We start from the raw sequence: 6,556 nt of genomic DNA on the forward strand, positions 1-6,556 counted from the left end.
ACGATGCTAAGAGATGGCGTCATGTGGGATGAGAACATAGCTCAAAATTAGTTATTGACGCCATAGTCGTTTGTTATGGGGCTGGTTTTAGATGATCTAAGTGTGGAGAACAAAGATCTAAAAACACATTTTTCCAACGTTCTGGTAATTCGTTAAACTCTTCACCCCAATTTTGAGAAATATGCTCATATGCCTTATATGGTTTTTCACTTGATGGTGCAGCATAGCCTAACAAGTCTTCGATGCACTCTTCGATCATGATTCTGCGTTCAGCGCCTGTTTGAGCAAGAATAGGGGCATTCATTGCTTCAGCCCTCTCAGTTCCAGCATCTCGATCGTGCATAAAGATATAATTAACATCTAATGCATTTAGGTATTTAGCAATCGAAATCAGCACAGCTTTACCACGAGCTCTAAGGAACTCACAATTTCCTATAACCCTAGCTTTATCTTCAGAACTTAAACGCTTAATTGTTTCTCTTACGACAACTTCTTCTGTGTCCCCTTCCACAAATATACATTTGTTTGTAAAGAACATTCTTGAGATATAGTCATCAACTTTTAAAAGCATCTTCAGATTTTGTTTTTCATCCTGTTGAAGATCTGAGAACGCATTTTCAAGGTTGAATGATGTTGTCCCAGTAAAGCCACCCTCGGCATATGAGAACTTAGTTAAGCTAATACTCTTGTCCGTACCAAGGTTTACCATATATGGAGAATGAGTAGTCGCTACAATTTGACAGCTAGGTCCCGCTAGCTCATACAACGAATCCCTGAGTTGATTTGCAGCCGAAGGATGCAAATAAATTTCTGGCTCCTCAAAGCAGAAAATTGTACTTCTAGGGTTATCTGCATTTTTATTTACAAATTCCTGTACAAACCTTAGTAATTGGAAAGCTGTTGCTCTGATCATACCGTGACCTTGGTATGAAACTTCTGTCTTTACATTGCTTTCCAGTTCAACTGAAAACTGAGGTTTAATAGTTTTCTCTGGTTTATCTAATGCAGCGGAAACATGGACAGACGAATCTGGGAACAAGTTGTGAACCATACCATTTAGTTCTTGGATTAACTTACCAAAGTCAGTGTCAGTATCACTTGGATTTAACTCGGATGCTAATTCGTTTAGAAAACGTTGTGCTTGTTCATAGTTTTCTGACTGAGACCGCACTTGTTCAAATAAATCGCCCAAAAGAGAATGCAATGCTCCGTTGCTTGATGTCAATTCAGATACGCATGATTCAGCTGGTACAACAACTATACGAGGTAATTTAGAAAGTACGTTACCAGGAATACCTCCTGGATTTTCAACCCATTCGGGTTCTTGATCTTCTTGGACTTCCCAGTATTCAGTTAAATCTTCAAGTTTTTCTTTAACTGCTTTAATGGTTAGCTTTTTTGTAAAGTTACCGTCACCGAAGAATTCTTTCAAAAACTCTTCAGTGAAGCTATCGCCTACCAACTCAGATACTTGTGTTGCACCAACAAACTGGTCTTTAGGCGCTTTGGGGTATTCAAGCATGTAAACTTTTGGTTTTGACTGTTTGATAGACCAAACCTTTTTGTAAACTATACTGTTCTCGGTTTCATCTGCTAAAGGGGCTTCAGCCCTAATAATTCTTCCTTTAAAACCAACCCACTCTTTAGCCTCTTCTGGTAAATTGTGGTATTCCGCAACCATTTCAATTTCTTCGGAATATTCATACAAATCTTCTTCTTCATTGTATGTTTTCGAATAATCTTCTCTCAGCGCATTCTTAGCACTATGTAGAAGTTGAATTGCTGAAAACACACTAGATTTACCAGCATTATTTGCACCAATTAGAAAAGTCGAATCTCTAAAGCCAATCGTACAACCTTTTAATTTTCTAAAATTGTCGATCTTGATTTCGTGTAATCTCACCTAGCCACCTTATTATAATGTTGTATTGAATTTAAGCCCCATAACGCTAAGCTAAGTGGCTGCAAAAACCACTGAACTCAAAATAACCACCGTAAACACACTACCCAATTGAACCAAAACCGCCACAGGTTTGCAGTCCGGCTTAAGCGCCTTGTTATGTGTGTTCTGGAATAAAGCCTGAAACAAGATATTCTTCGTATTCTTGATGCAACTGTAAAATCATTGAAGCCCATTTAGACAGTGTTTTGCCATGACGCCGATAAATAGTTGCACCAACCCTGTCTGAAGTAATGTCTTTAGACCACGTTTTTTCGGTAGCTATTTCCATGATCACCTGATGCTGTTTTTGAAAATACAATGGAACACTTATATCCTCTGGGACATTAGCAAACAGTAACTCCTCACAAATTGCCAGTTTTAGACGGTACTTTAGCTCGGCTTCATTGGTACATAAGATTCTGACTGATTCTCGTAGCCTAACACGAAAATTCGACATATTACCTCCAAACACATAACGCCAAGCTAAGTGGCTGCAAACCACCACTAAACTCAAAGTAACCACCGTAAACACACTAGCTAATTGAACCAAAAACGCCACGCGTTTGCAGTCCGGCTTTAGCGCCTTGTTAGCTGGTTGCGTTGAAGCTTAATGATTGCACTCAAATGCCTAATTTGGAATACATTATGACTATACGAACACAATGTAAAAGGGATAGCTATAAAAGTGAAACCTAGCCCACGAAACATAACTGACCAAGAAAATTACGATGAAGCCAACCATAACAAGCGAAGAACTTTATTAGTCACGAACCAAGTTCAACTTCAAAGAAGCCACACCAAAGAACTCAACAAACACACTATTAAAAGTAAAACGGCCTAACCGAATTCAACCACTTAAATGAAAGTGCCACTGGCGAGATAGTTGAAATACGGGGGCTTTCAGGTGTAAAGCTTGAACCACAAAACCGGAATAAACGGCTCTTTTAATTTTCCAGCTAACGCCGCATTAAGCGGACAGAAACACGTTGGCTAAAATTGTGTAGCGCAGCGAAACATAGCCAACTGTTTATGTTCCGGCTTTAATGCCTTGTTAGTTGCCGTTTGGTAACAACACAACTAGCAACACGTTACCCTTTACTAAAACCTAACTGCCCCGCTTTTTCTCCGAAAGCCAACACAGGAATGAAGCCCGTATTTAGCATACAAAAGCTGGTGAGCTTTAAGCCCTTAGGTTTTAATAAAAAGCAAAGCTCTATTAGCGGCAGACTCAACACTGCGGCTGAATGAGCCAAATTTTAACTGCTAGCAGATTCGAATGGATGAGTATTTCACAACTCAAAACGGATTCATAACTGCCTGATTTGTTATTGCGAAGCCAATCAACATGACGGCCAACTAACGCTAAGCTAAGTGGCTGCAAACACCACCAAACTAAAAATAACCACCGTAAACACCCTACCCAATTGAACCAAAACCGCCACAGGTTTGCAGTCCGACTTAAGCGCCTTGTTAGCTGGTTACGTTGAAGCTTGATGTTTGCACCCAAATGCATAATTTGAAATACATTATGACTATACGAACACAATGTAAAAGGGACAGCTATAAAACTAAAACCTAGTCCACGAAACATAACTGACTAAGAAAAATTACGATGAAGCCAACAATAACAAGCGAAGAACTTTATTAGTCGCGAACCGCTTTCAACTTCAGAGAAGCCACACCAAAGAACTCAACAAACACACCATTAAAAGTAAACGACTTGGGTTGATTCAACCATTTAAATGAAAGTGCCACTGGCGAGATAGTTGAGAAACTTGAACTTTCAGGTGTAAAGCTCGAACCACAAAACCGGAATAAAACTGCTCTTTTAATTTTCCAGCTAACGCCCAATTAAGGTGTGAAGCACGCCACCACTACACTTAATGTGGCCACCATAAACACCTACCTTAACCCAAACCAAAAATGCCAAGCGTGCTGAATCACTCTTAAATTGTTTGTTATGAAAATTGCATCTGTTCTACAAAGTCTGATTTAGGGCACGTTATGTTATTGATATTAGGTGCAACACCTACCCATTTTTCCTCTAACTCATCATGTTTAATGTAATTTATCAGACTGTATGCTATGGGTAGGTCTCCTAATTTCTGAAGCCCCCCTCTCGTGCACACGGTAGTTAACATGCTAGATATCAAAAACTGTAACGGGTACGCATCGCATTTAGCCCCTAGGCCATAATTTATTGTTTTTAAACCGCATGTTTCAAGTAATTCTTCATATGTAAGAGCGATACCAGTTTTTTCTTCAATGTCATTAATATAATCAAGTAGCTCCTCTTTTCTTGGGCTCCCTAATTTTAAATAATCATTGACATTTTTTAATGCCACACAGCCCTCGGTAGCAATAACTTCGGGCATAACTGTAATGTCCCCTTCACCTTTTGCGTTATCGTTATGCCACTCATTTAAATGATCGATAAATGTTTTGATTGAGTTCCTAGTTATACCTTTATATGAAAAGATATAAACTGGTGGGAGAACCATCCCCATTATAGAATTCTGTTTAAAAACATGAAGTTCATCAAATTTACATTTATATACCATTCTAGAAAAATCATCTAGCGTCTCCTTTACAATTGAAGGTTGAAGGTTTCTTACTGACTTTCCATTTTCAAGAGCTTCAAATAGACTTTCCTTGTTTAACTTAGATTTAATTTCTACTGTAGAAATCACGCCTTCTATAAGGTAAACATCAGAGCTTCCCAATGTCCTTAGTATAGGAAAATCACTTCGATAAATAATTAAGTCTATTTGCTTTGAAATAGAACCATTACAATCTACTATTTGTCCAGACCCGACAACCACATTAGTTGGTAGAAATCTTTCTAATATGTCGCGAATAAAGCTTTCTCTTGCATCACCTAAAACTGTTCCGTGTTTCGCTACAGATTTACTCACGTCAAAACTTGCATCGACAAGTTTTGCAATAGATTTTGACCAATCATTTATTATTGCCATTGTAACTTCCTATCATATTTTCATAACGCTAAGCTAAGTGGCTGCAAACACCACCAAACTCAAAATAACCACCGTAAACACCCTACCCAATTGAACCAAAACCGCCACGCGTTTGCAGTCCGACTTTAGCGCCTTGTTATGTTGATTACACCAAATCAATTTTGTGGAATTCTTTTAAGAACTCTGTACGACTAGAACTATCGAACCGGGCATGACCGGGATAATTTAGAGAGCGCTTTTTTTCAATAAATGCAGGCGTAATATAGCCCCACGTAGAATTACGAGCAAAAAAGATTACAAAATCTACATTACTATCAGTCCAGCGATTCTCTACTAAATGATCTTCCCCTGTTGCTTCAACAGTTTTAATTTGAATCCTATAGTAATTAGGGCCATCTGAAATCAGAACATCTGTTTGATGTCCATTATCTAGAATAGGGGTAAAAACTTGCCAGCCATCAAACATTAACCAGCTAATCACCATACTTTCATAGCTCATATTTTTTAGTGTCTGGTGAGTTTCTTTTTTTGTTTGGGTCAATCTTCTTGGCATTTAAATCTCCCTATTTAAGTAATCTATAACCTGACAACATAACGCTAAGCTAAGTGGCTGCAAACCACCACCCACTCAAAATAAACACCGTAACCACACTAGACAAGTTGAACCAAAACCGCCACAGGTTTGCAGTCCGGCTTAAGCGCCTTGTTAGCTGAATTCAGTTCAAAGGGTAATAAAGTAAGTAATGTAGAGCTATAAGATGAATAACAAATGCAACAAACCGCCAAAACTGTGTGCCCTGAGATTGCTCACGATAATCAACCAAAATTGCCCCAATAGGAACCGTTTTATTAAATAGAAAACACCATATCACCACTAACGGGTATATACCCACTACAGCCAACCCAGCAATTTCGTTCTGAGCGAACATCCGATAAAGAAAAACTACTGGAACGCATAAAAAAATGGCAATAAATACCACTGTTTTTTGGTTCAAGGTTAACAGTCTATCTGGCCAAATTAGAGCATTAACTTTCATAGATATCCTTGCTATTGAGAGAGTTACCGGCTTAATTCAGCTAACGCCAAGCTAAGTGGCTGCAAACCACCACTAAACTCAAAGTAACCACCGTAAACACACTAGCTAATTGAACCAAAAACGCCACGCGTTTGCAGTCCGGCTTTAGCGCCTTGTTAGCTGGTTGCGTTGAAGCTTAATGATTGCACTCAAATGCCTAATTTGGAATACATTATGACTATACGAACACAATGTAAAAGGGATAGCTATAAAAGTGAAACCTAGCCCACGAAACATAACTGACCAAGAAAATTACGATGAAGCCAACCATAACAAGCGAAGAACTTTATTAGTCACGAACCAAGTTCAACTTCAAAGAAGCCACACCAAAGAACTCAACAAACACACTATTAAAAGTAAAACGGCCTAACCGAATTCAACCACTTAAATGAAAGTGCCACTGGCGAGATAGTCGAAATACGGGGGCTTTCAGGTGTAAAGCTTGAACCACAAAACCGGAATAAACGGCTCTTTTAATTTTCCAGCTAACGCTAAGCTAAGTGGCTGCAAACACCACCAAACCCAAATTAACCACCCTAATCACACTAGCCAATTGAACCAAA

Annotated in this window: 4 protein-coding genes; all 4 read right to left on the reverse strand. The window is 38.8% G+C overall.

The genetic code is table 11. The features are described from left to right. Positions 1-73: 73 nt before the first annotated feature. The 4 genes from ACRQQK_RS14125 to ACRQQK_RS14140 all read right to left on the reverse strand — a co-directional run bounded on the left by ACRQQK_RS14125 (position 74) and on the right by ACRQQK_RS14140 (position 5,470). Positions 74-1,903 carry an AAA family ATPase gene (locus ACRQQK_RS14125; protein WP_457512449.1) on the reverse strand — a complete coding sequence of 610 codons (1,830 nt, stop codon included), beginning with the start codon at positions 1,901-1,903 and terminating at the stop codon, positions 74-76. Positions 1,904-2,057: 154 nt separating this feature from the next. Further along, positions 2,058-2,399 (reverse strand): hypothetical protein, encoded by a 342-nt coding sequence (locus tag ACRQQK_RS14130; RefSeq protein WP_457512451.1) that lies wholly within the window; start codon positions 2,397-2,399, stop codon positions 2,058-2,060. A 1,501-nt stretch (positions 2,400-3,900) separates the two neighbouring features. After that, entirely contained in the window at positions 3,901-4,917 is a 1,017-nt protein-coding gene (locus tag ACRQQK_RS14135) for a DUF6602 domain-containing protein (RefSeq protein WP_457512453.1), read from the reverse strand. Positions 4,918-5,062: 145 nt separating this feature from the next. Beyond that, positions 5,063-5,470: a hypothetical protein gene (locus ACRQQK_RS14140; protein WP_212572220.1), complete on the reverse strand. Its 408-nt coding sequence runs from the start codon at positions 5,468-5,470 to the stop codon at positions 5,063-5,065. Between the last annotated feature and the right edge of the window lie 1,086 nt (positions 5,471-6,556).

It is taken from the genome of Vibrio sp. C8 (assembly GCF_054051265.1).